At 71.4% G+C, this 23,547-nt stretch carries 21 protein-coding genes; 10 read left to right on the top strand and 11 right to left on the bottom strand.

The window, feature by feature from the left end:
• Positions 1-222: 222 nt before the first annotated feature.
• From phoH2 to AC3RJ6_RS18230, 3 genes are all read left to right on the top strand, one after another.
• Entirely contained in the window at positions 223-1,605 is a 1,383-nt protein-coding gene (phoH2, locus tag AC3RJ6_RS18240) for an RNA 5'-3' helicase PhoH2 (RefSeq protein WP_491428552.1), read from the top strand.
• Positions 1,606-1,880: 275 nt separating this feature from the next.
• On the top strand, positions 1,881-2,228 hold the full coding sequence (locus tag AC3RJ6_RS18235) for a PadR family transcriptional regulator (protein WP_491428551.1): 348 nt from the start codon (positions 1,881-1,883) through the stop codon (positions 2,226-2,228).
• Complete coding sequence (locus AC3RJ6_RS18230; protein WP_491428550.1) at positions 2,225-3,352, top strand: hypothetical protein; 1,128 nt, start codon at positions 2,225-2,227, stop codon at positions 3,350-3,352. Before AC3RJ6_RS18235 ends, AC3RJ6_RS18230 begins: the two co-directional genes overlap by 4 nt.
• Before the next feature lie 125 nt (positions 3,353-3,477).
• On the opposite strand, the gene AC3RJ6_RS18225 is transcribed toward AC3RJ6_RS18230, so the two are convergent.
• The 5 genes from AC3RJ6_RS18225 to xseA form a co-directional block, all read right to left on the bottom strand.
• Positions 3,478-4,893, bottom strand: a complete 1,416-nt coding sequence (locus AC3RJ6_RS18225) for a class II fumarate hydratase (protein WP_491428549.1) — start codon at positions 4,891-4,893, stop codon at positions 3,478-3,480.
• 98 nt (positions 4,894-4,991) lie between these two features.
• Positions 4,992-5,651: a carbonic anhydrase gene (locus AC3RJ6_RS18220; protein ID WP_491428548.1), complete on the bottom strand. Its 660-nt coding sequence runs from the start codon at positions 5,649-5,651 to the stop codon at positions 4,992-4,994.
• A gap of 14 nt (positions 5,652-5,665) precedes the next feature.
• Complete coding sequence (locus AC3RJ6_RS18215) at positions 5,666-6,307, bottom strand: DUF4245 domain-containing protein (RefSeq protein ID WP_491428547.1); 642 nt, start codon at positions 6,305-6,307, stop codon at positions 5,666-5,668.
• The gene (locus AC3RJ6_RS18210) at positions 6,307-6,567 is read right to left on the bottom strand and encodes an exodeoxyribonuclease VII small subunit (protein WP_491428546.1); all 261 of its coding nucleotides are present in this window, start codon (positions 6,565-6,567) and stop codon (positions 6,307-6,309) included. The genes AC3RJ6_RS18215 and AC3RJ6_RS18210 overlap by 1 nt, the downstream gene beginning before the upstream one ends.
• A gap of 36 nt (positions 6,568-6,603) precedes the next feature.
• Positions 6,604-7,824 (bottom strand): exodeoxyribonuclease VII large subunit, encoded by a 1,221-nt coding sequence (gene xseA / locus AC3RJ6_RS18205; protein ID WP_491428545.1) that lies wholly within the window; start codon positions 7,822-7,824, stop codon positions 6,604-6,606.
• Positions 7,825-7,908: 84 nt separating this feature from the next.
• Between xseA and AC3RJ6_RS18200 the strand changes: the two genes are divergently transcribed.
• Complete coding sequence (locus AC3RJ6_RS18200) at positions 7,909-8,952, top strand: 4-hydroxy-3-methylbut-2-enyl diphosphate reductase (protein ID WP_491428544.1); 1,044 nt, start codon at positions 7,909-7,911, stop codon at positions 8,950-8,952.
• A 44-nt stretch (positions 8,953-8,996) separates the two neighbouring features.
• Here the strand turns inward: AC3RJ6_RS18200 and AC3RJ6_RS18195 are convergent, their stop codons facing one another.
• Complete coding sequence (locus AC3RJ6_RS18195) at positions 8,997-10,151, bottom strand: low temperature requirement protein A (RefSeq protein ID WP_491428543.1); 1,155 nt, start codon at positions 10,149-10,151, stop codon at positions 8,997-8,999.
• Between the two features lie 93 nt (positions 10,152-10,244).
• Between AC3RJ6_RS18195 and AC3RJ6_RS18190 the strand changes: the two genes are divergently transcribed.
• The 3 genes from AC3RJ6_RS18190 to AC3RJ6_RS18180 all read left to right on the top strand — a co-directional run bounded on the left by AC3RJ6_RS18190 (position 10,245) and on the right by AC3RJ6_RS18180 (position 14,703).
• Positions 10,245-10,955 (top strand): TetR/AcrR family transcriptional regulator, encoded by a 711-nt coding sequence (locus AC3RJ6_RS18190; RefSeq protein WP_491428542.1) that lies wholly within the window; start codon positions 10,245-10,247, stop codon positions 10,953-10,955.
• A complete protein-coding gene (locus AC3RJ6_RS18185) occupies positions 10,946-12,682 on the top strand; it encodes an ABC transporter ATP-binding protein (protein ID WP_491428541.1) in 1,737 nt (578 codons plus the stop codon). Before AC3RJ6_RS18190 ends, AC3RJ6_RS18185 begins: the two co-directional genes overlap by 10 nt.
• Positions 12,683-12,750: 68 nt before the next feature.
• Positions 12,751-14,703, top strand: a complete 1,953-nt coding sequence (locus AC3RJ6_RS18180; protein WP_491428659.1) for an ABC transporter ATP-binding protein — start codon at positions 12,751-12,753, stop codon at positions 14,701-14,703.
• Positions 14,704-14,791: 88 nt separating this feature from the next.
• Here the strand turns inward: AC3RJ6_RS18180 and AC3RJ6_RS18175 are convergent, their stop codons facing one another.
• Together AC3RJ6_RS18175 and fbaA are read right to left on the bottom strand one after the other, a co-directional pair.
• Positions 14,792-15,490, bottom strand: coding sequence for a DUF6264 family protein (locus AC3RJ6_RS18175; RefSeq protein WP_491428540.1), 699 nt, complete (start codon positions 15,488-15,490; stop codon positions 14,792-14,794).
• Between the two features lie 8 nt (positions 15,491-15,498).
• The gene (gene fbaA, locus AC3RJ6_RS18170) at positions 15,499-16,530 is read right to left on the bottom strand and encodes a class II fructose-bisphosphate aldolase (protein ID WP_491428539.1); all 1,032 of its coding nucleotides are present in this window, start codon (positions 16,528-16,530) and stop codon (positions 15,499-15,501) included.
• Between the two features lie 94 nt (positions 16,531-16,624).
• Between fbaA and AC3RJ6_RS18165 the strand changes: the two genes are divergently transcribed.
• On the top strand, positions 16,625-17,659 hold the full coding sequence (locus AC3RJ6_RS18165; protein WP_491428538.1) for a fructose-bisphosphatase class II: 1,035 nt from the start codon (positions 16,625-16,627) through the stop codon (positions 17,657-17,659).
• Between the two features lie 143 nt (positions 17,660-17,802).
• On the top strand, positions 17,803-18,786 hold the full coding sequence (glpX, locus tag AC3RJ6_RS18160) for a class II fructose-bisphosphatase (RefSeq protein WP_491428537.1): 984 nt from the start codon (positions 17,803-17,805) through the stop codon (positions 18,784-18,786).
• Between the two features lie 107 nt (positions 18,787-18,893).
• Here glpX and AC3RJ6_RS18155 read toward each other — a convergent pair whose 3' ends face one another.
• Both AC3RJ6_RS18155 and AC3RJ6_RS18150 read right to left on the bottom strand, forming a co-directional pair.
• Entirely contained in the window at positions 18,894-19,790 is an 897-nt protein-coding gene (locus tag AC3RJ6_RS18155; protein ID WP_491428536.1) for a universal stress protein, read from the bottom strand.
• Complete coding sequence (locus AC3RJ6_RS18150; RefSeq protein ID WP_491428535.1) at positions 19,787-21,265, bottom strand: APC family permease; 1,479 nt, start codon at positions 21,263-21,265, stop codon at positions 19,787-19,789. Before AC3RJ6_RS18150 ends, AC3RJ6_RS18155 begins: the two co-directional genes overlap by 4 nt.
• Positions 21,266-21,591: 326 nt before the next feature.
• Here AC3RJ6_RS18150 and AC3RJ6_RS18145 point away from each other — a divergent pair, with 326 nt between their 5' ends.
• Positions 21,592-21,981 (top strand): VOC family protein, encoded by a 390-nt coding sequence (locus AC3RJ6_RS18145; protein ID WP_491428658.1) that lies wholly within the window; start codon positions 21,592-21,594, stop codon positions 21,979-21,981.
• A 57-nt stretch (positions 21,982-22,038) separates the two neighbouring features.
• On the opposite strand, the gene AC3RJ6_RS18140 is transcribed toward AC3RJ6_RS18145, so the two are convergent.
• Entirely contained in the window at positions 22,039-23,526 is a 1,488-nt protein-coding gene (locus AC3RJ6_RS18140; protein WP_491428534.1) for a DNA recombination protein RmuC, read from the bottom strand.
• Positions 23,527-23,547: the final 21 nt, after the last annotated feature.

Here is a 23,547-nt window from a genome sequence, read left to right as displayed (position 1 = left end):
CCTCGGGGCCGGCGCCGGCCCCGAAGCATCCGTGCACCGGCCCCACCGCGAAGATGAACACCGCGTGACGTTTCGCGTGTCGCTCGCGCGGTTCGGGCGAGGCGGACGTAGGTTCGGCTCAACGGGCAGATCGCCCGTTCGGGTCGGCCTCCGGAACCGACTTCGGGAGGGATCGGCGGCAGGCTCGTGAACCGGGCAGGAATGCTCGGGGCGGGAGCGGTTGTGGCGTCATCGGTTACTCCTGGATCGGTCGGTCGTTCCGAGGCGCGCGCGGGGGAGCGCGCCATCGAGGGCACGCGCGACGGCGTCGCGCAGGCCGAGCGCACGTACGTGCTCGACACGTCGGTGCTGCTCAGCGATCCGCGCGCACTCTTCAACTTCGCCGAGCACGCGGTGGTGCTGCCCGTGGTGGTCATCACCGAGCTCGAGGCGAAGCGCAACGACCCCGAGATCGGGTACTTCGCGCGGCAGTCGCTGCGCATCCTCGACGAGCTGCGCGTCGCGCACGAGCGGCTCGACTTCCCGATCCCCGTCGGCGACGGCGGCTCGCTCCGGGTCGAGCTCAACCACTCGAACCCGAAGGTGCTGCCGTCGGGCCTGCAGCTCGGCGACAACGACTCGCGCATCCTCGCGTGCGCGGCGAACCTGCAGCAGGACGGCGTGCCGGTCACGGTCGTCTCGAAAGACCTGCCCCTCCGGGTGAAGGCGGCCTCGATCGGCCTCGACGCGCAGGAGTACCGGCACGAGCTCGCCCTCGACTCGGGCTGGACCGGCATGTCCGAGCTCACGCTCGGGTCGAACGACATGGCGAAGCTCTACGAGCGCGAGTCGATGGTCACGCGCGAGGTCGAGGGCCTGCCGGTGAACACCGGGCTCGTGATCCACTCCGACCGGGGATCGGCGCTCGGCCGGGTCGTCGGCGACGGCGAGGTGAAGCTCGTTCGCGGCGACCGCGAGGTGTTCGGCCTGCACGGCCGGTCGGCCGAGCAGCGGCTCGCGATCGACCTGCTGCTCGACCCAGAGATCGGCATCCTCTCGCTCGGCGGTCGAGCCGGCACGGGCAAGTCGGCGCTCGCGCTGTGCGCGGGCCTCGAGATGGTGCTCGAGCGCCAGCAGCACAAGAAGATCATGGTCTTCCGGCCGCTGTACGCGGTCGGCGGTCAGGAGCTCGGCTACCTGCCCGGCGACCAGGGCGAGAAGATGAACCCGTGGGGGCAGGCCGTGTTCGACACGCTCGGCTCGGTCGTCTCCGACAACGTGCTCGACGAGGTCGTCGACCGGGGCATCCTCGAAGTGCTGCCGCTCACGCACATCCGCGGCCGGTCGCTGCACGACGCGTTCGTGATCGTCGACGAGGCGCAGTCGCTCGAACGCAACGTGCTGCTCACGGTGCTCAGCCGCATCGGCCAGAACTCGCGCGTCGTGCTCACCCACGACGTCGCGCAGCGCGACAACCTGCGCGTGGGCCGCCACGACGGCATCGCGAGCGTGATCGAGACGCTCAAGGACCACCCGCTGTTCGCGCACATCACGCTCACCCGCAGCGAGCGCTCGGCGATCGCGGCGCTCGTGTCGGAGCTGCTCGACGGGGCGGAGCTCGCCTGAGCCGAGTCGCTCCGACCGAGTGATCTGCTCGCCGCTGCGCCGCCTCGTCGCCCGTCGCGCCACCCGACCGGGCGCAGGGACCGCCGAAGCGGCGCAGCGGCGAGACGGCGCCCGAGCGGCGGCGACACCTCGTCGAGCAGATCGGCGAGGTCGGGTGAGCACGGGCCGCGGCGCGGGGCCGCACCGGCCGGGCGCGCTCGGCCCGAGCTCGAGTGCGATGTTCGGTGAAATATCAGTCCTTGCGAGGTCTATCTCGATATAGCAAGATCAAGCGCGTGGATGAACTGCCGCGCGTGACCGACGCCACGACCGACGTGCTGCGCGTGCTCCTCGAGGAGCGGGCGCCGATCTGGGGACTGGCGGTGGTACGCGCGGCCGGGCGCCGGGCGGGCACGGTCTATCCGATCCTGGAGCGCCTCGAACGGGCGGGCTGGGTCGAGTCGGAGTGGGAGCACGACAGCGCTCGCAGCGGCCCGAGGCGCCGGTACTACCGGCTCAACCCCGGCGGAGCCGATGCGGCGCGGCGGGCGATCGCGCATCGCACCGCGACGTCCGTCGCGAAGGGCCGCGCCATCGCGCCGACGTCGCTCGGCGCCCGACCGTCTCTCGGGAGCATCGCGTGAGTCGCCGCCGGAGCCGCGTCGCCGAGGTCGCGGTCGACGGCGCGGTTCGGCTGCTCCCAGCAGCCCGCCGCGAACGCTACCGCGAGGAATGGCTCGCCGACCTCGCGGGAGCAGACGCCGCCGGGCTCTCCCGGGCGCAGGTCGTCGTCGGTGCGCTCCGCATCGCCGTGGTCACCCCGCGGACTCCCGAGGCGTTCGGCGTGTCGGCCCGAGAGCTCATCGGTCGTCGGCTGCGGTGGGCGAGCGCACTCCTCGTCGCCGCGTGCGTGATGACGCTCGGCGCGTTCACGGGGCTGCCGTACCTCGGCGGGGTGTTCGCGCGCGCGACCGGTGGCCTCCTCGCCGCCGCCATCGCCGCGTGCTGGCTGGTCGGCACCTGCTGTGCGGCCTTGGCCATGCACGGTGCGCTCGCCGGGCGACGGCCCGGCCCGCGGTGGGCCGGCACCCTGGGCGCGGTCGTCGCGGCCCCGCTCGCGCTCGTGATCGCCATGCCCATGCTCCTGCCGATCTCGATCGTCGGACTCGTCGGCGGCGTCGTCCTGGCGGGTCTCGCGGTCGGGCTGCCGATCTCGGCCGACGTCGAGCGGCGTCGTACGAGCCCCGGGCTGCCCGCCCGCCTGGGGACCCGGTCCACCGCCGCGGTCGGCGCGGTCGTGGTGTCGGCCGCGGCAGGGCTCGGGGCCGTGAACCTTCTCGTGTGGAATCCGATGGCGAAGGTGCCCGGGCTCGCGCTCGATGAGATCTACCGGCAGATGGCGGCCCGCGGCGAGTCGCCGCAGGCCGCGGCCGTACCGGTCGTGGTCTGGGCCGTCGGGTGGGTGCTGCTCGCGGTCGTCCTCCTCGTGACGGCACTGCTCGGCGACCGGGGGCTCCTGCGGCACCTCGACGCGCGCCGCATCGCACGGGCGACGCTCGTCGCGCTGGCCTGCATCGGCTTCACCCAGTGGATCGCCGGCTTCAGCGTGGGCATGTCGATCGCCGATGCGTTCATGACCGACGGTGCTCCCGCCACGGCGATCGGCGCCGTGCTGGTCGCCGTCGGAACGACCGCCGGCGTGATCGTCGCCCTTCGCGCGCTCCCGCCCGGGTCGGGAGCGGCGACGGCGATCCGCACCCCGTCCTGACCGCTTCCTCCTGCGGCCGGGCGCTCTGTCCCGGCCACCCGGGAGGGACGCTGCCCGATCGCCTCGGCCTGAGACGACGGATGCCCCGTGCCGAGGCTCGGCACGGGGCATCCGGGTTCGTGACCCTACTTCGCCTGCGGCGGACGGGTCATCGAGAGCAGGTCGAGGGCCGAGTCGAGCTGCTCGACCGTGAGGTCGCCGCGCTCGACGTAGCCGAGGTCGATGACGGCCTCGCGCACCGTGATGCCCTTGGCGACCGAGTGCTTCGCGATCTTCGCGGCGGCCTCGTAGCCGATGAGCTTGTTGAGCGGGGTGACGATCGAGGGCGACATGCCCGCGAGCGCGGTCGCGCGCTCGACGTTCGCCTCGAGGCCGTCGATCGTCTTGTCGGCGAGCACGCGCACCGAGTTGGCGAGCAGGCGGATCGACTCGAGCAGCGCGGTGCCCATGACCGGGATCTGCACGTTGAGCTCGAAGGCGCCCGAAGCGCCGCCCCACGCGATGGTCGCGTCGTTGCCGATGACACGGGCGCACACCATGAGCACGGCCTCGGGCACGACGGGGTTGACCTTGCCCGGCATGATCGACGAGCCGGGCTGCAGGTCGGGGATGTGGAGCTCGCCGAGACCCGTGTTGGGGCCCGATCCCATCCAGCGCAGGTCGTTCGCGATCTTGGTGAGGCTCACGGCGATCGTGCGCAGCGCGCTCGACGCGTCGACGAGGCCGTCGCGGTTGGCCTGCGCCTCGAAGTGGTCGGCCGCCTCGGTGATCGGCAGCTCGGTCTCGGCCTGCAGCAGCTCGATGACGAGCTGCGGGAAGCCGGCGGGGGTGTTGATGCCCGTGCCGACGGCGGTGCCGCCGAGGGGGACCTCGGCGACGCGGGGCAGCGCCGAGCGCACGCGCTCGATGCCGAGGCGCACCTGGCGGGCGTAGCCGCCGAACTCCTGGCCGAGGGTGACGGGGGTCGCATCCATGAGGTGGGTGCGGCCCGCCTTCACGACGCCCGCCCAGAGCTCGGCCTTCGCCTCGAGGGCGACGGCGAGGTGGTCGAGCGCGGGGATGAGGTCGTCGATGAGCGCGGCCGTCACGGCGATGTGCACCGAGGTCGGGAAGACGTCGTTCGACGACTGCGACGCGTTGACGTGGTCGTTCGGGTGCACGGCGCTGCCGAGCTTCGAGGTCGCGAGGGTCGCGAGCACCTCGTTCATGTTCATGTTCGAGCTCGTGCCCGAGCCGGTCTGGTAGACGTCGACCGGGAAGTGCTCGGTGAAGCCGTGCCGACCCGAGACGACCTCGTCGGCGGCGGCCACGATCGCGTCGGCGATGCCCTGGTCGAGCACGCCGAGCCGGGCGTTGGCCTGCGCCGCCGCCTTCTTGATGCGGGCGAGCGCCTGGATCTGCTGGGGCTCGAGACCCGACCCCGAGATGGGGAAGTTCTCGACCGCGCGCTGCGTCTGCGCCCGGTACAGGGCCCGCGCGGGAACCCGCACCTCGCCCATCGTGTCGTGTTCGATGCGGTAGTCGGCGGCGTTGTCCACCACGGTGTGTTTCCCCTTCGGTTCTGCGATGCCGGACTCGCCGGCTGCGATGCCGGGTCGGCGGCCTTCGGCCGGCTCGGCGGATGCCGCTCGCGGCGGCGTCAGATGCGACCGATGACGATGTCGGTCTCGACGCGACCTTCGAACAGGCGGTAGTTCGCGCCGACGATAGCCAGCGTACCCGCTGCGACCGCGTCGCTGATCATCTCGGAGCTCTCGACGAGCTCGGTCACGGTGTTGCGCAGGTGCTCGCGGCCGACGAAGCCGGCGTCGACGTGGCTCGGCTCGACCGGGGCCTCGCCCGCGACCTTGGTCACGGCGGGCACGATCTTCTCGACGAGCCCGGCGATGTGCGGGGGCAGCGGCGCGGCGTCGGCGGCCTGCGAGTCGATCGCGGCGCGCACCGCGCCGCACTCGTCGTGCGCGAGCACGATGACGACGGGCACGTCGAGGATGCCGACCGCGTACTCGATCGAACCGAGGGCCGACGGCGTCACGACCTGGCCGGCGTTGCGCACGACGAACGCGTCGCCGAGGCCGACGTCGAAGATGATCTCGGCGGCGAGGCGGGAGTCGCTGCAGCCGAAGATCGCCACGATGGGGCGCTGCGCGTGCGCGAGCGAGGTCCGGCGGTCGATGTCCTGACGCGGGTGCTCGGGCTTGCCCGCGATGAAGCGTTCGTTGCCCCGGCGGAGTTCGCGCCACGTGGCGGCCGGGGACTCGGGGCGGGCGGTGGGCGCGTCGTTCGTCTGCTCGGTCACGTGGCTCCTCGTGGTCAGTCCTGCGCCTCGATGGTCGGCGTGATGGCCGTGGCGAAGGTGGCGAACTCTTCAGGGGTGGCCGTGCCGAGCAGCACGAAGGTGCTGCCGCCCGACTCGGTGGTCAAGGCGTACCGCGCGTTGCCGACGTCGGCGTCGGTCTTGCGGTTGTCGTAGATCGTCCAGTCGACGCCGTCGATGTTCACGGTGCCGGTCGCGAGGGTGCGGGCGAGCAGGTTCGAGACCCATGTCGGGTTCGCGTCGAAGCCCTGGTAGAGCCCGAGGTACTCGTTGCTCGGCGTGAGGTAGCCCGCGTACCAGGCGGTGACGCCGTCGGTCTTGTCGGTGCGCAGCTCGGCGGCGTTCGCCCGCCAGCCCTCGGGCAGCTCGGGCACGGCGATCGGCTCGTCGCGCACCGCCTGCACCTGCTCGGCGACGCCGGCGACGTCGACGTCGCGGTCGAGCGGGGTGTCGCTGCGCGGCACCATGAGCACGATGACGACGACGATCGCGAGGCTCGCCCCGAGCGCGAGCACGAGGTTCTTGAGGGTCTGCCGCTGCCGGTGCTTGAGCGAGGCGTCGGCCTTGCGGGCCGCGGTCTCTTCGGGTGTCTCGGGGCGGCCGAGCTCGGCGACGACCCGGGGTTCGCGTGCCGCCATCAGCGCTCGTCGCCTTCGGCCGGCCCGCGGCCCGATGCGGATGCCGCGGCGCCCGCACGGGCGGCCTCGAGCCGGGCCTTCGCACCGATGAGCCACTCCTCGCAGCGAGCCGCGAGCGCCTCGCCGCGCTCCCAGAGTGCGAGCGACTGCTCGAGCGTGGCCGAGCCCTGCTCGAGTTCGCCGACGACGCGCACGAGCTCGTCGCGCGCCTGCTCGTAGCTCAGCTCGGCGACATCAGGGGAGGAGGGCATGCGCCCCATTCTATTCGGCGTCGCCGACGGTTCCCGCCTGGGGCCTCAGTCGTGCGGCTCGCCCTCCGAACGGGCGGCGAGCGCGCCCTCGGCGAGCGTGATGACGAGCGACGTGCCGGCGGGCGCTGCGGCGGGTGCCGTCACGACGTGGCCGTCGTCGCCCTGCACGATCGCGTAGCCGCGGTCGAGGGTCGCCTGCGGCGAGAGTGCGCGGAGGTGTCCGCGGAGCTCGCCGACGCGATGGGTCTGGCGCTCGATCGTGCGCTCGACGAGCTCGGCGCCGCGGGCGACCCAACGGGTCAGCTCTTCGGCGCGCCGATCGACGATCCACGAGGTGTCGGCGAGGGCGGGCCGCGAGCGCAGGTGCCCGATGCGGTCGATCTCGTGCGCCACGAGCGTGCGCAGGCGCAGCGAGATGCGTGCGCGCGCCTGCTCGACCCGCAGCAGCTCCTCGCCGACGTCGGGGACGACGCGCTTGGCCGCGTCGGTCGGCGTCGAGGCGCGCAGGTCGGCGACCTCGTCGAGCAGCGGCCGGTCGGCCTCGTGCCCGATGGCCGAGACGATCGGGGTGGTCGCCTCGGCGGCCGCGCGCACGACCCGCTCGTCGCTGAACCCGAGCAGGTTCTGGAAGTCGCCGCCGCCGCGCGCGACGATGATGACCTCGACCTCGGGGTCGGCATCGAGGCGCCTGATCGCCGCGACGACCTCGCTCGCGGTGCGGTCGCCCTGCACCGCGGCATGCACGACGCGGAACTCGACGGCGGGCCAGCGCAGGCGCGCATTGCGCAGCACGTCTTTCTCTGCGTCGCTGTCTTTGCCGGTGACGAGCCCGACGACGCCCGGCAGGAACGGCAGCCGGCGCTTGCGATCGAGGTCGAAGAGCCCCTCGGCGGCGAGCTGCGCGCGCAGCCGCTCGAGGCGCTCGAGCAGGTCGCCGAGGCCGACGTGCTTCATCTCGAACACCTGCATCGAGAGCGAGCCGCCCTTGACCCACCAGTTCGGCTTGACGAGCGCGACGACCCGGTCGCCCTGCGTGAACTCCTCGCCGAGCCGGGCCTTCACCGACGACCAGATCTGGAACGACACGGTGGCGTCGGCGTCGAGGTCCTTCAGCTTGCCGTAGACGTTGCCGCCGGAGACGCCCCACTGCGTGAGCTCGCCCTCGATCCAGACCGTGCCGAGACGGTCGAGGTACTGCTTGAGCTTGGTCGAGAGGAGGGACACCGGCCACGGCGCGTCACGTGTCGCCGGAGCATCCGTCACCATGGCCTCCCAGCCGCCCGCCTGCGTGCGCCGCGTAGACTCGGCATCGTGACGAGCTTGACTGATGCCCCGCGGGTCGGCCTTGGCATGCCCAGAATCCCGAGCGTGCGCGGCCGGCTCAAGGATAACCCGGTGGACCGACCCAAGCGGGTGCTGCTCGCGGCGCCCCGCGGCTACTGCGCCGGCGTCGACCGGGCCGTGATCGCGGTCGAGAAGGCCCTCGAGCACTACGGCGCCCCGGTGTACGTGCGCAAGCAGATCGTGCACAACATCCACGTCGTGACCGAGCTCGAGAAGCAGGGCGCGATCTTCGTCGACGAGGTCGACGAGGTGCCCGAGGGCGCCCACATCGTGTTCAGCGCGCACGGCGTCTCCCCGGCGGTCGTCAACGCGGCCTCCGATCGCGGCCTGCACGCGATCGACGCGACGTGCCCGCTCGTCACGAAGGTGCACCGCGAGGCCGTGCGCTTCGCGCGCGACGACTACGAGATCCTGCTCATCGGCCACGAGGGCCACGAGGAGGTCGAGGGCACCGCGGGTGAGGCGCCCGACCACGTGACGCTCGTGAACAGCCCCGACGACGTGCCGAACATCGAGGTGCGCGACCCCGACAAGGTCGTGTGGCTCTCGCAGACCACGCTCTCGGTCGACGAGACGATGGAGACGGTGCGGCGACTGCGCGAGCGCTTCCCGAACCTGCAGGACCCGCCGAGCGACGACATCTGCTACGCCACCCAGAACCGCCAGGTCGCGATCAAGAAGGTCGCGCAGGAGGCCGAGCTCGTGATCGTCGTGGGGTCGGCGAACTCGTCGAACAGCGTGCGCCTCGTCGAGGTCGCGCTCGAGAACGGCGCGAAGGCGGCGTACCGGGTCGACTACTCGTCGGAGATCCGCCAGGAGTGGCTCGACGGCGTCGCGACGGTCGGCGTCACGAGCGGCGCCTCGGTGCCCGAGGGCCTCGTGAAAGAGGTGCTGCTCGAGCTCGCGGACGCCGGCTACGGCGCGGTCGACGAGGTCAAGACGGCCGAGGAGGACCTCATGTTCTCGCTGCCGAAGGAGCTCCGCAAGGACCTGCAGGGCAACCGCGACGCGCGCGCGCTCGGGGGTCGCAACCGCACCGCCGAGGCCTGACCACGACGACCGACGCCGACACCCGCGGGAGCCGACGGGGTCGATCAGGCGGCGGCCTCCACGACTGACGTCCGGCGGCCCGCCGACGCGGTCTCGACGACGAGCGCCGCGGCGACGATCGCGATGACCGCCGCGAGCTGCGCCGCGCCCGAGAGCACCGTGCCGACCGGTGCGGTGGCGAGCGCCGCCGCGGCCGCGGCGATGCGCCATGCGACCGGGCCGAGCGCGAGCGTGCGCCGGTAGGTCGCGTCGGCCACGAGGTAGAGGGCGGTGCCGCCCGCGACGAGCCAGGCGCCGGATGCCTCGACCGGCGCGAACGCGTGGCCGAGCACCTCGTGCAGGCCCGCGGCGAGGAGCACGAGCCCGAAGATCATCGCGAGGTGCTCGAGGTAGTACGCGACGAGGGCGAGGCGCGTGCGCGCCTCGACCGGCGCCCCGGCGATCGCCCGTTCGGCTCGCTCGTCGTCGCCCGTGAAGTAGCACCACCAGAGCGCAGCGACGAGCCCGACGGCGAGCACCGCGCCGACGATGAGGGCCGGCTCGATCTCATGTCCGGTGGCGCCGACGCCCACCGAAACGATCGACTCGCCGAAGGCGATGATCATGACGAGGCCGTGCCGTTCGACGAAGTGCGTCGCGCCGGGGTCGAAGCCGCCGCGCGCGCTCAGCGCCGCCGAGATGAGGAACAGCACGAACGGCAGGCCGAAGAGCACCCAGTCGAGCGGGCCCTCGACGAACCCCGAGCAGACGAGCAGCACGCCGACGAGCACGTTCGACGGCCCGACGACGAGCATGCGCCGCGCGGCGGCGCGCCCGCCGCGGTGGATGAAGAGGGCGGCGTGGATGACCGCGACGACGATGTAGCTCGCACCGAAGAGCACGCCGGTCGAGCCGAAGGCCTCGGGGATCGCGAGCGACATGACGAGGAAGGCCGCCATCGCCCCGATGAGCGCGATGCGCACGAACGTCGTGTCGGGGGCCGCCTGGTTCGTGAGCCAGGCGAAGGCGTCGTACATCCACCACACGAGTCCGAGCACGAGGGCCGCCTGTGCGATGCCCGTCGCGTCGGGGCGATGGATGACGATCTCCGCGACGCGGCTGATCGTGAAGACGAAGACGAGATCGAAGAGCAGTTCGACCGTCGAGACCCGCGAGGCGATGCGGGCGATGCGGTCGGCGGGGAGGTCGCGGCTCGGCACGATCGCCACGGTAGCGCAGGGGAGCCGCCGGGGTCGCTCGCCCTGGGCGAACAGGCGATGAGTGAGCGCTCACTCAGTGCTACGCTCGCGCTCATGTCCACCGTGACTCCGACCCCGGCGCCCACCCCGCCGACCCGGCAGGGCCGCGCCAAGCCCATGTCCGTCGACGACCGGCGCGCGGCGATCGCCGCAGCGACCGTGCCGCTCCTCTCGCGGTACGGCCGCGACGTCACGACACGGCAGATCGCCGAGGCGGCGGGCGTCGCCGAGGGCACGCTCTTCCGCGTCTTCGACAGCAAGGAGGCGATCATCGACGCCGCCGTCGAGGTGTTCCTCGACCCCGAGCCCTTCCGCGAGGCACTGCGCCGCATCGACCCGAGCCTGCCGCTCGACCTCAAGATGCGACTCGTCATCGATCGGTTCCAAGACCGGTTCAGCGGCATCTTCGGCGTCTTCGCCGCGCTCGGCGCGCGCCCGCGGCCCCCGGCCTCGATCGACCCCGGTGTCATCATCGGCATCTTCGAGCAGCTGCTCGCCCCCGAGCTCGAGCGGCTCCGCGTGCCGCCCGCCGACGTGTTCGCGTTCGTGCGCATCATCGCGTTCTCGTCGGCCATGCCGCAGTTCGCCCAGACGACGGGCCTCGACTCCGACCGGCTCGCCGACCTCATCGTGCACGGCATCGTCGGCCGACGCGGCGCCGACGCCGAGGCATCCGCCCCGCCGACGACGCGCACCGACGCGGCGCCGACGCCCCGCACCGCCACCCCGCCCACCGCCCCGAGGGGAACCGAACCATGCTCCTGAAACTGCTGCGAACGTACCTGCGCCCGTACCGCTGGCTCGTCGTCGCCGTCATCTTCTTCCAGCTCGTGCAGTCGATCGCCTCGCTGTACCTGCCGAGCCTCAACGCCGACATCATCGACGACGGCGTCGCCACGGGCGACACGGGCTTCATCCTGTCGACGGGCGCCCTCATGCTCGGCATCACGCTCGTGCAGGTCGCCGCCTCGATCACCGCCGTGTACTTCGGCGCGAAGACCGCGATGGGACTCGGTCGCGACGTGCGCCGCTCGGTGTTCCGCCGCGTCGCCGACTTCAGCGAGCAGGAGGTGTCGCGCTTCGGCGCGCCGAGCCTCATCACGCGCTCCACCAACGACGTGCAGCAGGTGCAGATGCTCGTGCTCATGAGCTGCACGATCCTCGTCTCGGCGCCGATCCTCGCGATCGGCGGTGTGATCATGGCGCTCAAGGAGGACCTGGCGCTGTCGTGGATCATGGTCGTCGCGGTGCCCGTGCTGCTCATCTCGGTCGGGCTCATCATCAGCCGCATGGTGCCGCTGTTCCAGTCGATGCAGCGCAAGATCGACGGCGTCAACCGGGTGCTGCGCGAGCAGCTCACCGGCATCCGGGTCATCCGCGCGTTCGTGCGCGAGGGCGTCGAGTCCGAGCGGTTCGACGACGCGAACGACGCGCTCACCGACACCGCCTTGAAGGCGGGCCGGCTGTTCGCGCTCGTCTTCCCGATCGTGATGCTCGTGCTCAACCTCTCGAGCATCGCCGTGCTGTGGTTCGGCGCGTTCCGCGTCGAGGACGGGTCGATGCAGGTGGGCTCGCTCACCGCGTTCCTCAGCTATCTCATCCAGATCCTCATGGCCGTCATGATGGCGACGATGATCGCGTTCCTGCTGCCGCGCGCCGTCGTCTCGGCCGGCCGCATCGGCGAGGTGCTCGAGACCGAGTCGACCGTGCACGATCCCGAGCAGCCGGTCACCGCGCTCACCGCGCCCGGCACGCTCGAGTTCCGCGGGGTGAGCTTCGCCTACCCCGGCGCCGAGGAGCCCGTGCTGCACGACCTCAGCTTCACCGCCCGGCCGGGCGAGGTGACGGCCATCATCGGCTCGACGGGCGTCGGCAAGACGACCATCGTGAACCTCGCGGCGCGCCTCTTCGACGCGACGAGCGGCAGCGTGCTCGTCGGCGGCGTCGACGTGCGCGACCTCGACCCCGACGTGCTCAACGCGCAGTTCGGGCTCGTGCCGCAGAAGCCGTACCTGTTCGCCGGCACCGTCGGGTCGACGCTGCGGTACGGCGATCCGGATGCCTCGGACGACGAGCTCTGGGCCGCGCTCGGGACCGCCCAGGGCCGCGACTTCGTCGAGGCCATGCCCGGCGGGCTCGACGCCCCCATCGCGCAGGGCGGCACGAACGTCTCGGGCGGGCAGCGCCAGCGCCTGTCGATCGCGAGAGCGCTCGTGAAACGGCCGCCGATCTACCTGTTCGACGACTCGTTCTCGGCGCTCGACACCGCGACCGACCAGCGGCTGCGCGCGGCGCTCGACCGCGAGGTCGCCGACGCGACCATGATCGTCGTCGCCCAGCGCGTGGCCACGATCACGGGGGCCGACCAGATCCTCGTCGTCGAGGACGGCCGCATCACGGCCCGGGGCACCCACGACGAACTGCTCGAGACCTCGCAGGCGTACGCCGAGATCGTCGAGAGCCAGCTGAGCGCAGAGGAGGCGGCCGCGTGAGCGAGCAGAGGACCACCACCGGGGCGACGCCGGCCGTCACCCCGCGCCCGCCCGTCCGCCGCGGCCCGATGGGCGGCGGCCCCATGGGCGGCATGGGCATGCCGGCCGAGAAGTCGATGAACTTCGGCCCGAGCGCGAAGCGCCTCATCGGGCGGCTGAAGCCCGAGCGCACGCTCGTCGTGTTCGTCATCCTGCTCGGCGTCGTGAGCGTCGTGTTCAGCGTGCTCGGCCCGAAGATCCTCGGCCAGGCGACGAACATCATCTTCGAGGGGTTCGTCTCGCTGCAGATGCCGTCGGGCGTGACGCAGCAGCAGGTCGTCGACCAGCTGCGCGCCTCGGGCGACACCCAGCAGGCCGACATGATCGCCTCGATGCAGAACATCGTGCCGGGGCAGGGCATCGACTTCGCCGCGCTCGCCGCGGTGCTCGGACTGGTGCTGCTGCTCTACGTGCTCGCCTCGTTGTTCGGCTGGGCCCAGGCCTATGTGCTCAACGGCGTCACCCAGCGCACGGTCTACCGGCTGCGTCGCGAGGTCGAGGAGAAGATCCACCGCCTGCCGCTGTCGTACTTCGACAAGATGCAGCGCGGCGAGCTGCTCTCGCGCGTCACGAACGACATCGACAACATCTCGCAGACGCTGCAGCAGACCATGAGCCAGCTGCTCACGTCGCTGCTCACCGTCGTCGGCGTGCTCGTCATGATGTTCGTCATCTCGCCGCTGCTCGCGGTCATCGCGCTCATCACGATCCCGCTCACGCTGCTCATCACGACGATCATCGCGAAGCGGTCGCAGAAGCAGTTCATCGCCCAGTGGACGCACACCGGCACCCTCAACGCCCGCATCGAGGAGGCCTACTCGGGCCACGCCCTCGTGCGCGTGTTCGGCCGCCGCCGCGAGGTCGAGCGGTCGTTCGACGAGAAGAACGAGGAGCTCTACCAGGCGAGCTTCGGCGCCCAGTTCGTGAGCGGCATCATCATGCCCGCCATGATGTTCGTCGGCAACCTCGTCTACGTCGCGATCGCCGTCGTCGGCGGGCTCATGGTCGCCGGCGGATCGATCTCGCTCGGCGACGTGCAGGCATTCATCCAGTACTCGCGGCAGTTCACCCAGCCGCTCAGCCAGCTCGGCTCGATGGCGAACCTGCTGCAGTCGGGCGTCGCGAGCGCCGAGCGCGTGTTCGAGCTGCTCGACGCCGAGGAGCAGGTGGCCGACCCCGCCGAGCCCGAGGCTCCCGAGACCGCTCCCGGCGAGGCATCCGGTCGCCTGGTGTTCGACGACGTGTCGTTCAGCTACGACCCCGAGAAGCCGCTCATCGAGCACCTCTCGCTCACCGCGGAGCCCGGCCAGTCGATCGCGATCGTCGGGCCGACCGGCGCCGGCAAGACGACGCTCGTGAACCTCATCATGCGGTTCTACGAGCTCGACTCGGGACGCATCACCCTCGACGGGGTCGACATCACGCGCATGACGCGCGACGAGCTGCGCGGCCGCATGGGCATGGTGCTGCAGGACACCTGGCTGTTCTCGGGAACCATCCGCGAGAACATCGCCTACGGGCGGCCGGATGCCACGGAGGAGGAGATCCTCGAGGCGGCCCGTGCGACGTACGTCGACCGGTTCGTGCGCACCCTGCCCGACGGGTACGACACGGTGCTCGACGACGAGGCCTCGAACCTGTCGGCGGGCGAGCGGCAGCTCGTGACCATCGCGCGGGCGTTCCTCGCGCAGCCGGCCGTGCTCATCCTCGACGAGGCGACGAGCTCGGTCGACACCCGCACCGAGCTGCTGCTGCAGCACGCCATGAACGCGCTGCGGGCCGACCGCACGTCGTTCGTGATCGCGCACCGGCTCTCGACGATCCGCGACGCCGACCTCATCCTCGTGATGGAGGCCGGGAGCATCGTCGAGCAGGGCACGCACGCGGGCCTGCTCGCCGCGGGCGGCGCGTACGCGCGGCTCTACGAGGCGCAGTTCGCAGCACCCGTCGACGCCGACGCGGAAGGGGGCGCGGCGGCCTGAGCCGCCGCGGCGCGCCGCACCTCGCGAACGCCGAGCGGGGCCGGGCGAATCGCCCGGCCCCGCTCTCGTGCGTGCGACGTCGTCGGCGTCAGGGGGCCGACGTGCCCGTCGACTGCAGGAGCTGGAGCAGCGCCGGATCGCTCGCGAGCACGACCATGCTGACGATCATCATGACGACGAACGCGACGACGCCGGCCAGCAGCGGAATCCACCACGAGGTCGCCCCGGCGCGCATGCGGGCGCGCGACCAGAGGAACGCCGCGAGCCAGAGCACGAGCTGCGCCATCACGCCGATCGCGATCGCGACGGGCACGCCCGGGCCGGGTGTGAACTCGGTCGGGGCGGGCGTGCCGAGCATCTCGGCGGTGAGCTTCGCCGACTCGAGCACGTTGCCCGGGAATGAGACGATCACGAGGCAGTTGTAGATCGCTCCGAGGGCGCCGAGCACGAGCAGTGCGATGGTCCACGCGCGGTCGGCGGGTCGGGCCGGGGCGGCGGCTCCGGCGAGACCCGCCGTCCCGGTCGCGGCGCCGCCCCACGCGCTCGTCCCGCTCGGCGCGGCATCGCTCGCCGATGCCGCGGCCTCGGTCGCGGCATCGGGGTCGACGCGCGACGTGCCCGAGTACGGGTCGTCGGCCGGCGGCGTCCACGTCCACCCCTCGGGGGCGTACTCGCCGTAGCGCGGACGGGGCCGCTCGTCGGGTCTCGGGGTCGCGGGCTGCGCCGCCGCGGCGTCGCGGCCGGCGTCGCCGGCCCCGTCCGGTCGAGCGGCCTCGTCGTGCGTCATCCGGTGCCTTACGCGGTGATCGACTGGCCGGCCGAGCCGAGCTGGCGCGTCGACTCGCCGACGCGCACCGCCATCGCCGACTCGGCGACCTTGCCCCACGCGCGCGGGTCGTACTGCTTCTTGTTGCCGACCGAGCCGTCGACCTTGAGCACGCCGTCGTAGTTCTGGAACATGTAGCCCGCGATCGAACGGGTGAACGCGTACTGCGTGTCGGTGTCGATGTTCATCTTCACGACGCCGTTCGCGACCGCCTCGGCGATCTCGGCGTCGGTCGAGCCCGAGCCGCCGTGGAAGACGAGGTCGAGCGGCTTCTCACCGGTGCCGTACTTCGCCTGCAGGCCGTCCTGGATCTCCTTCAGGAGCGCCGGGCGCAGTTTCACGTTGCCGGGCGCGTAGACGCCGTGCACGTTGCCGAAGGTGAGGGCGGCCATGTAGCGGCCCTGCTCGCCGAGGCCGAGCGCCTCGACCGTCGAGATCGCGTCGTCGAGCGTCGTGTAGAGCGCCTCGTTCGAGCCCTCGTGCTTGACGCCGTCCTCCTCGCCGCCGACGACGCCGATCTCGACCTCGAGGATCGCGCTGATCGCCTTCATGCGGGGCAGGATCTCCTTCGCGATCTCGAGGTTCTCGGTGAGCGGCACGGCCGAGCCGTCCCACATGTGCGACTGGAAGATCGGGTTGCGGCCCGCCTTGACCTCCTCCTCGGAGGCCTCGATGAGCGGGAACACGAAGTCGGCGAGGGCCGGCTTCGGGCAGTGGTCGGTGTGGAGGGCCACGGTGATCGGGTACGACTTCGCGACCTCGTGGGCGAAGCGGGCGAACGCGAGGGCGCCGGTCGCGCGGGCCTTCACGGTGTGGCCGGCGAAGTAGTCGGCGCCGCCCGTCGTGACCTGGATGATGCCGTCGGAACCCGCCTCGGTGAGGCCCTGCAGCACCGCGTTGAGGGTCTGCGAGCTCGAGACGTTGAAGGCGGGGAACGCGAAGCCCTTGGCCTTCGCGGTGTCCAGCATCTCGGCGTACTGCTCGGGGGTTGCGATGGGCATGGTGCTCCTTCGATACGACGGCGGGTTCGGCACGAGTCTAACGACTCGCGAGCAAGGCTCAGCTGTGGCGTCGCGCCACGGCAGGATGAAGGGCGTGATCGTTTCGCAGGATGTCGATGCCCTTGCCGACCCGCTCCGGCCCGCGGTGGTCGGAGCCGCCGCGGCGTGCCTTCCGCTCGTCGGTTCGGGCGACGGCCATGCGGTCGATGCCGCCGCCGTCGCCGCGATGCGCGCCGCACTCGCCGACGTGCCGTTCGACGGACGCGTCGTCGTCGGCGAGGGGGAGAAGGACGAGGCGCCCATGCTGCACCTCGGCGAGCGATTCGGTCGTGCGCAGGTCGGCGACCCGGCGATCGACCTCGCCGTCGACCCGGTCGACGGCACCCGGCTCGCCGCGGCCGGGCTGCCCGGCGCCATGGCCGTCGTCGCGGTGGCGCCGCGCGGCGGGCTCTTCGACCTCGGCCCCGCGCACTACCTCGAGAAGCTCGTCACCTGGGTGCCCGGCATCACCGCCCGGGATGCCTCGGCGCGAGGCATCCCGGGCGTGATCGCCTCGCTCGTGGCGACCGCTGCCGACCTGCGCGGCGTGACGCCCGGCGAGGTGCGGATCGCGGTGCAGGATCGGCCGCGCAACCGGCCGTACGTGGAGGCGGTCGACGCGGCGGGCGGTCGCGTCGAGCTGTTCGAGCACGGCGACGTCGAGCGGAGCATCCGGGCGCTGCACGGCGAGGCGGGCCCCGCGCGCGCCGACGGCGAGCGGCGCGGCATCGCGGGCCTCGACGCCGTGGTCGGCATCGGCGGGGCGCCGGAGGGCGTCATCGTCGCGGCCGGGGTGCGCGTGCTCGGCGGTTCGATGCTCGCGCGGTTCGCTCCGCAGTCCGAGCCGGAGCGCGAGCGCGTGCTCGCGCACCTGCGCCTCGGAGCGCGGCGGTCGATCGAGGCCGTCGCAGATCTCGATGAGCTGTGCCCTGGGCCGACCGGTGGCGTCGATCTGCTCGTCGCCGCGGTGACGGACTGCGAGCTCGGCGTCGCCGTTCCGGGCGTGCGGGCGATGCCGGGCGGGACACGGGTGCACCACTGGTCGGCGTCGCACCGGGCCGTCGCGTGGGTCGACTTGCCCGAGCGTTAAGAATCGAAGAACTTGCCCGTCACGACGCGTCGAACTTCGGCGGATCGCGCGATCGGCTGGCTAGGCTCGAAGCGGCGGAATCACCGCCGATCGGCGCGCCGGGGCACGACTGCGGCGCAGACGCGTCCTGGAGGACCCCGCTCATGAGCAACGACAGCCTGTTCCACCCCGATCGCAACCTCGCGCTCGAGCTCGTGCGGGCGACCGAGGCTGCGGCGATCCGGGCGGAGCCGTGGATCGGCAAGGGCGACAAGAACGCCGCCGACGGTGCGGCCGTCGACGCGATGCGCGCCTTCCTCTCGACCGTCGACTTCGACGGCGTCATCGTCATCGGCGAGGGCGAGAAGGACGAGGCGCCGATGCTCTTCAACGGCGAGCGCGTGGGCTCGGGCAACGGCCCCGCGTGCGACATCGCCGTCGACCCGATCGACGGCACCTCGCTGACCGCCGCCGGCCGGTCGCACGCGCTGTCGGTACTCGCGGTGTCCGACCGGGGCACGATGCTCGACGCCTCGAGCGTGTTCTACATGGACAAGATCGTGACCGGCCCGGCCGGGCACGGCGTCGTCGACATCCGCAAGCCCATCGGCGACAACATCCGCGCGCTCGCCGCGGCGCTCGGCAAGGACGTGGGCGACATCCTCGTCGCGGTGCTCGACCGCCCCCGTCACGAGCAGCTCATCGCCGACATCCGCGCGGCCGGCGCCGGCACCCGCCTCATCCTCGACGGCGACGTCGCCGGCGGCATCAACGCCGCACGCAGCGGCAGCCGCATCGACATGTGCGTGGGCATCGGCGGCAGCCCCGAGGGCATCACGACGGCCTGCGCGGTCAAGGCGCTCGGCGGATTCATGCAGGGCCGCCTCGCCCCGAAGGACGACGCCGAGCGCGAGCGCGGCATCGCCGCGGGCCTCGACGTCGACGCCGTGCTCGAGATCGACGACATGGTGCGCGGCGACAACACCTTCTTCGTCGCGACCGGCGTGACCGACGGCGCACTCGTCGCCGGCGTCAAGCGCAAGGGCGACTACATCGTCACCGAGTCGGTCGTGCTGCGCTCGAAGTCGGGCACGCTGCGCCGCATCCAGGCGGAACACCTCGCCTCGAAGTGGCACGACGAGGCCTGAGTCGCCCGTCTCGCTCGTTGCGGGGGTGCCTTCCCGACGGATTCGCGGCGTGTCCGCGCTCGATCTGTCGCGAAAGCACCCCCGCAACGCGTTCTCGCGCCGTCAGGCTAGTCGGTGACCGATCCGGGCACCACGACGACCGGCACGGGGGAGTTGCGCAGGATCCGCGAGGCGCTCGAGCCGAGGAAGACCTGCGCGAGCCGGTGCGTCGACGACGACCCGACGACGAGGAGGTCGCCGTCGGACCAGCCGACGGCCGACACCGCGGTTCGCCAGTCGCTCTCGGCGGTGATGCCGAACGAGAGTTCGTCGGCCGAGAAGCCGAGCGACTCGAGGTGCACCGCCGCCTCCTGCTGCGCCGCCGTCACCTGGGCGGTCCACAGGTCGAGCACCTGGGTCTGGGCGTGGCTCACCGTGGTCGTGACGGGTCGCCTCGGCGGTTCGACGAGGAACGTGACGACGCGCAGCCTCGCCCCGATGAGCCGGCAGATCTCGGCCACGCGGCCCAGCAGCGTCCAGCTCGCGTCGTCGTCTCGGAACCCGACCGTGATGCGCTGCACCGCGCCGGAGGCGCGATACCCGCGCGGTGCGATCGCGACGGGCAGCGTCGACGAGTGCAGGAGGCGATCGGTCTTGGAGCTCAATCGCACGAGGCCCGGCTCGGCGTCGCCGGCCGAGCCGACGACGAGCATCCACGCGTCGCGTTCGAGCGCCTGCTCGAGGAGCACCTGCGGAACGGATCGCCCGGTGACCCAGACGGCTGACGCGTCGACGCCGGGATGCCGCCCGAAGTCGTCCATCGCGGCGTCGGCGCTCGCCCGGCCCTCCTCGGCGGCCCAAGTCTCGTACTCGCGATCCACCCCGCCGGGGACGGGGGTGCCCCAGCCCTTCGGCACGACCGAGACGGCCACGACGGGCTCGGGACGGCTCGCCGCCAGTTGGCAGGCGAGTTCGACCGCACTTCGATCGTTGTTGTGCGGGCCGTAGCCCACCAGGAGCGTCATACCTCCTCCTCGGGGTGGATCGGCTCGGAGATCTCCTCGTCGGAGGTGTAGTCGTTGAGCGTCGCGTGCCGGCGCCCGTAGAACCAGTAGTACAGGAGCACGATCGCGATCCAGGTGCCGAAGATCGCCCACGTCACCGCTGCGAGCCCCGACAGGATGTAGACGCACGCGGCGATCGTGAGGATGGGCACGACCGGGTAGAGCGGCACGCGGAACGGGCGCTCGAGTCCGGGCTGCGTGCGACGCAGCACGATGACGGCGAGCGCGACGACGCTGAACGCCATCAGCGTGCCGATCGAGACCGTGTCCCACAGGTAGTCCGAGGGCACGAAGCCCGCGATGACCGCCACGATGACCGAGACGACGATCGTGTTGTAGACCGGGCTCAGCGTCTTCGGGTTGACCCGCTGGAACTTGTGCGGCACGAAGCCGTCTCGCGAGATCGAGAACAGGATGCGGGTCTGGCCGTACAGCGTGACCAGGGTGACCGAGAAGATGGAGATGACGGCCCCGGCCGCCAGGATCGTGCCCCAGATCGGCGTTCCCGTGATGTTCTCGAGGATCTTCGCGAGTCCGGCCTCGCCCGCCTCCTCGGTCGAGAAGAACTCGACCGGCTCGGCGGCCAGCCCCGCGACGGCGACGAGGATGTAGACCGTCGAGACGATGACGAGGGCGCCGATGATCGCCCGGGGGAGCGCCTTCTGCGGGTTGCGCACCTCTTCGCCCGCGGTCGCGACGGCGTCGAGGCCGATGAACGAGAAGAAGATCGTGCCGGCTGCTGCGCTGACGCCCGCGGCGCCGAACTGGAAGAAGTTCTCGAAGTGGTCGGCGTTGAAGGCGGTGAAGCCGAGCACGATGAAGAGCAGCAGCACCCCGAGCTTGATGAGCACCATGATCGTGTTGACGGTCGCCGACTCGGCGACGCCCCGGATGAGCAGGAGCATGCACAGCACGACGAGCACGACGGCCGGCAGGTTGATGATGCCGCCCGTCGCTGCGCCGTCCGGCCCGGGGATGAAGGACACCGAGAGCTCTGCAGGCAGCCGGACGCCCACGGTGTTCTGCAGCAGTTCGTTGAAGTAGCCGCTCCAGCCGACCGCGACCGCGGAGACCGCGACGCCGTACTCGAGCAGCACGCAGCCCGCGATGATTACCGCCCAGATCTCGCCGAGCGCGTGATAGGTGTACGAGTACGTGGAGCCGCTGACCGGAATCGCCGACGACAGCTCGGCGTAGCAGAGCGCCGAGAGGCCGGCGCAGACCGCGGCCACGATGAAGGAGATGATCACCGCCGGCCCGGCCTTCGGGATCGATTCGCTCAGCACGAAGAAGATGCCGGTGCCGACCGTGGCGCCGACGCCGAACATCATGAGCTGGAACGTGCCGATCCGTCGCGCGAGCTCTTCGCCGGGATGGTGCCGGTGCTGGACGATGATGGGCTTGCGCCGAAGGAGTTGTTCTCTGAGTGTTGCCATGCCGCTCTCCCCGTCGGGGTCGCCGGGCCGCGTTGCCGGGCGTCGCCCCAGTCTCGTCGCGGCGATGCGAGCGCGACAAGATCGTCGCACGACCGACCGTCTGAGATCCCGGACATTCTCGCGCCGAGTTCGAAGCTCGCCTCGCCGGTCGTCTCGTTCCGGGGGTGCTTTTCCGCCAGCTCTCCGGCGTGTCAGCGCTCGGACTGGCGGAAAAGCACCCCCGGAAGCCGCGCGCTTCGTCGGCGGCATTGCCGCAGCCCGCGAGAGGTGCGAGGCTCGGGCGCAGGGTGCCGACACTCGGAGTGCATCCCGAATCGAGGGTGGCAATGGTGCAGATGCTGGACGCGTTTCCGGGCCTGGCGGTCGACGATATCGAGGCGGCGCGCACGTTCTACCGCGACGTGATCGGGCTCGACGTCGCCGATGAGATGGGTGCGCTTCGCCTCACCCTGCCGTCGGGCCAGACGCTCTTCGTCTACGGCAAACCCGATCACGAACCCGCCGGCTTCACGGTGCTGAACTTCGTCGTCGCCGACATCGACGTCGCGGTCGACGAACTCAACGCCGCCGGTGTGGAGACCAAGATCTACCGCGGCGACCAGGACTTCGGCACCGACGAGCGCGGGATCGCGCACGGCCGTGCCACCGGAATGGGGCCCGACATCTGCTGGTTCCGCGACCCCGCGGGCAACGTGCTGAGCGTGCTCCAGCCGTAGACGTGCGGCGGTCGTCGACGTCTCGCCGCGCGGTACGCCGAGCTTCGGCCGGATGCGTCAGTCGTCGTGACGGAGACCCGCCCGGATGGCGGGGTCGATATCCGCGCCGAGATCACCGTGTTCGATGGCTTCGTCGATCTCCAGTGGGAGCGCGGTCGACGCATCGATCGCGCTCACGTCGTCGGTTTCGGGCTCGTCGTGCGCCTCTGCCGAGATCGCCTCGGTGAACTCGTATGCCGTGATCTCGCGGGGGCTCTCGTCGATGCCCTCGAGCGTCGCGAGCACCTTCGTCTCGTCGAGCGCCTTGAGCTTGCGGGCCGTCGGCAGCACGCGCGACTCGAGCGAGCCCACGAACGCGTTGTAATCCTTCACGGTGCGCTCGATCGTTCGGCCGAGCTTCTCGATCTGGCCCGCGGTCGTCGCGAGACGGGCGTACAGCTCGCGGCTGAGGTCGAAGAGCGACTTCGCCTCTTTCGTCAGCACGTCTTGCTGCCAGCTGAACGCGACGGTCTTGAGGACCGACCACAGCGTGACGGGTGACGCGAGGGCGACCCGCTTCGAGAAGGCGAACTCGAGCAGCGCCGGGTCGGCTTCGAGCGCGCTCGAGATGAGCGACTCGCTCGGGATGAACGCGATCACCATCTCGGGCGAGGCACCGAGCCCCTCCCAGTAGGTCTTGCCGCCGAGCGCGGTGATGTGATCGCGCACGGCCTTCACGTGGTGCTTCATCAGACCGTCGCGCCGCGTCGCGTCGGCGCCGGACGCGGTCGCGGGGATCTGGCTCGCCTCGAGGTACGCGTTGAAGGGCACCTTCGCATCGACCGCGATGTGCTTGCCCCCCGGCAGGTGGATGACCATGTCGGGCCGGCCGGCGCCGGCGTCGGTCGTGATCGAGTGCTGCGTGTCGAAGTCGACGCGCTCCATCAACCCGGCCGCCTCGACGACGCTTCGCAGCTGCGTCTCGCCCCAGACGCCGCGCGTGCTGTTCGACCGGAGCGCCGAGGCGAGCGACTCGGCCGTCGACCGCAGTCGCTCTTCGTTCTCGGCGGCGATCTTGAGCTGCTGGCTCAGCTCGCCGTGCTGCCGATGCCGCTGCGTCTCGAGCTCGGACACCTTGGACTGCATCTCGGTCAGCGTCTGCTTCACCGGAGCGAGCGCCTGGAGGACCTTGCTCTCGGCCGCCTCGCGCGTCTCGCGCTCGCGCTGTTCGGCGCGATGACGCTCGACGAGTTCGAGGTACTGGGCCCGCGCCGATTCGATCTGCTCGCGCAGCGCCGTCGTGGTCGCGTCGACCGCTGCGAGCTCGGCGCGCAGCTCGGCCTGGATGCGCTGCTCGTCGGCGCGGAGCTGCGCCTGCTCGGCGGCGTGCGCCGCGTGGACGCTCGCGATCTCGGCCTCGTGGCGGGCTGCGACGAGTGCCGGATCTTCGACGACCGTCGCATCGGCGGGGGACGCCGACGCACGTCGCTGCGCGAGGAACCAGGCGCCGAGCGCGCCGAGCGCGATGCCGACGACGAGGCCGATGATGAGCAGCAGGATCTCCATGTCACCGAGTGTCGCAGGGGC

The sequence above is a fragment of the Agromyces cucurbitae genome, from assembly GCF_058349945.1.
Note: the sequence above shows the minus strand (reverse complement) of the source record. Positions and strands in the feature narration are given on the sequence as shown.

Bases quoted from the DNA above. Each gene is read 5' to 3' on its own strand.
- AC3RJ6_RS18215 (WP_491428547.1), bottom strand. From the start codon at position 6,307: ATGGCGGCACGCGAACCCCGGGTCGTCGCCGAGCTCGGCCGCCCCGAG.
- AC3RJ6_RS18210 (WP_491428546.1), bottom strand. From the start codon at position 6,567: ATGGGGCGCATGCCCTCCTCCCCTGATGTCGCCGAGCTGAGCTACGAG.
- xseA (WP_491428545.1), bottom strand. From the start codon at position 7,824: ATGGTGACGGATGCTCCGGCGACACGTGACGCGCCGTGGCCGGTGTCC.
- AC3RJ6_RS18200 (WP_491428544.1), top strand. From the start codon at position 7,909: ATGCCCAGAATCCCGAGCGTGCGCGGCCGGCTCAAGGATAACCCGGTG.
- AC3RJ6_RS18190 (WP_491428542.1), top strand. From the start codon at position 10,245: ATGTCCACCGTGACTCCGACCCCGGCGCCCACCCCGCCGACCCGGCAG.
- AC3RJ6_RS18185 (WP_491428541.1), top strand. From the start codon at position 10,946: ATGCTCCTGAAACTGCTGCGAACGTACCTGCGCCCGTACCGCTGGCTC.
- AC3RJ6_RS18180 (WP_491428659.1), top strand. From the start codon at position 12,751: ATGGGCGGCGGCCCCATGGGCGGCATGGGCATGCCGGCCGAGAAGTCG.
- AC3RJ6_RS18175 (WP_491428540.1), bottom strand. From the start codon at position 15,490: ATGACGCACGACGAGGCCGCTCGACCGGACGGGGCCGGCGACGCCGGC.
- fbaA (WP_491428539.1), bottom strand. From the start codon at position 16,530: ATGCCCATCGCAACCCCCGAGCAGTACGCCGAGATGCTGGACACCGCG.
- glpX (WP_491428537.1), top strand. From the start codon at position 17,803: ATGAGCAACGACAGCCTGTTCCACCCCGATCGCAACCTCGCGCTCGAG.
- AC3RJ6_RS18155 (WP_491428536.1), bottom strand. From the start codon at position 19,790: ATGACGCTCCTGGTGGGCTACGGCCCGCACAACAACGATCGAAGTGCG.
- AC3RJ6_RS18150 (WP_491428535.1), bottom strand. From the start codon at position 21,265: ATGGCAACACTCAGAGAACAACTCCTTCGGCGCAAGCCCATCATCGTC.
- AC3RJ6_RS18145 (WP_491428658.1), top strand. From the start codon at position 21,592: ATGGTGCAGATGCTGGACGCGTTTCCGGGCCTGGCGGTCGACGATATC.
- AC3RJ6_RS18140 (WP_491428534.1), bottom strand. From the start codon at position 23,526: ATGGAGATCCTGCTGCTCATCATCGGCCTCGTCGTCGGCATCGCGCTC.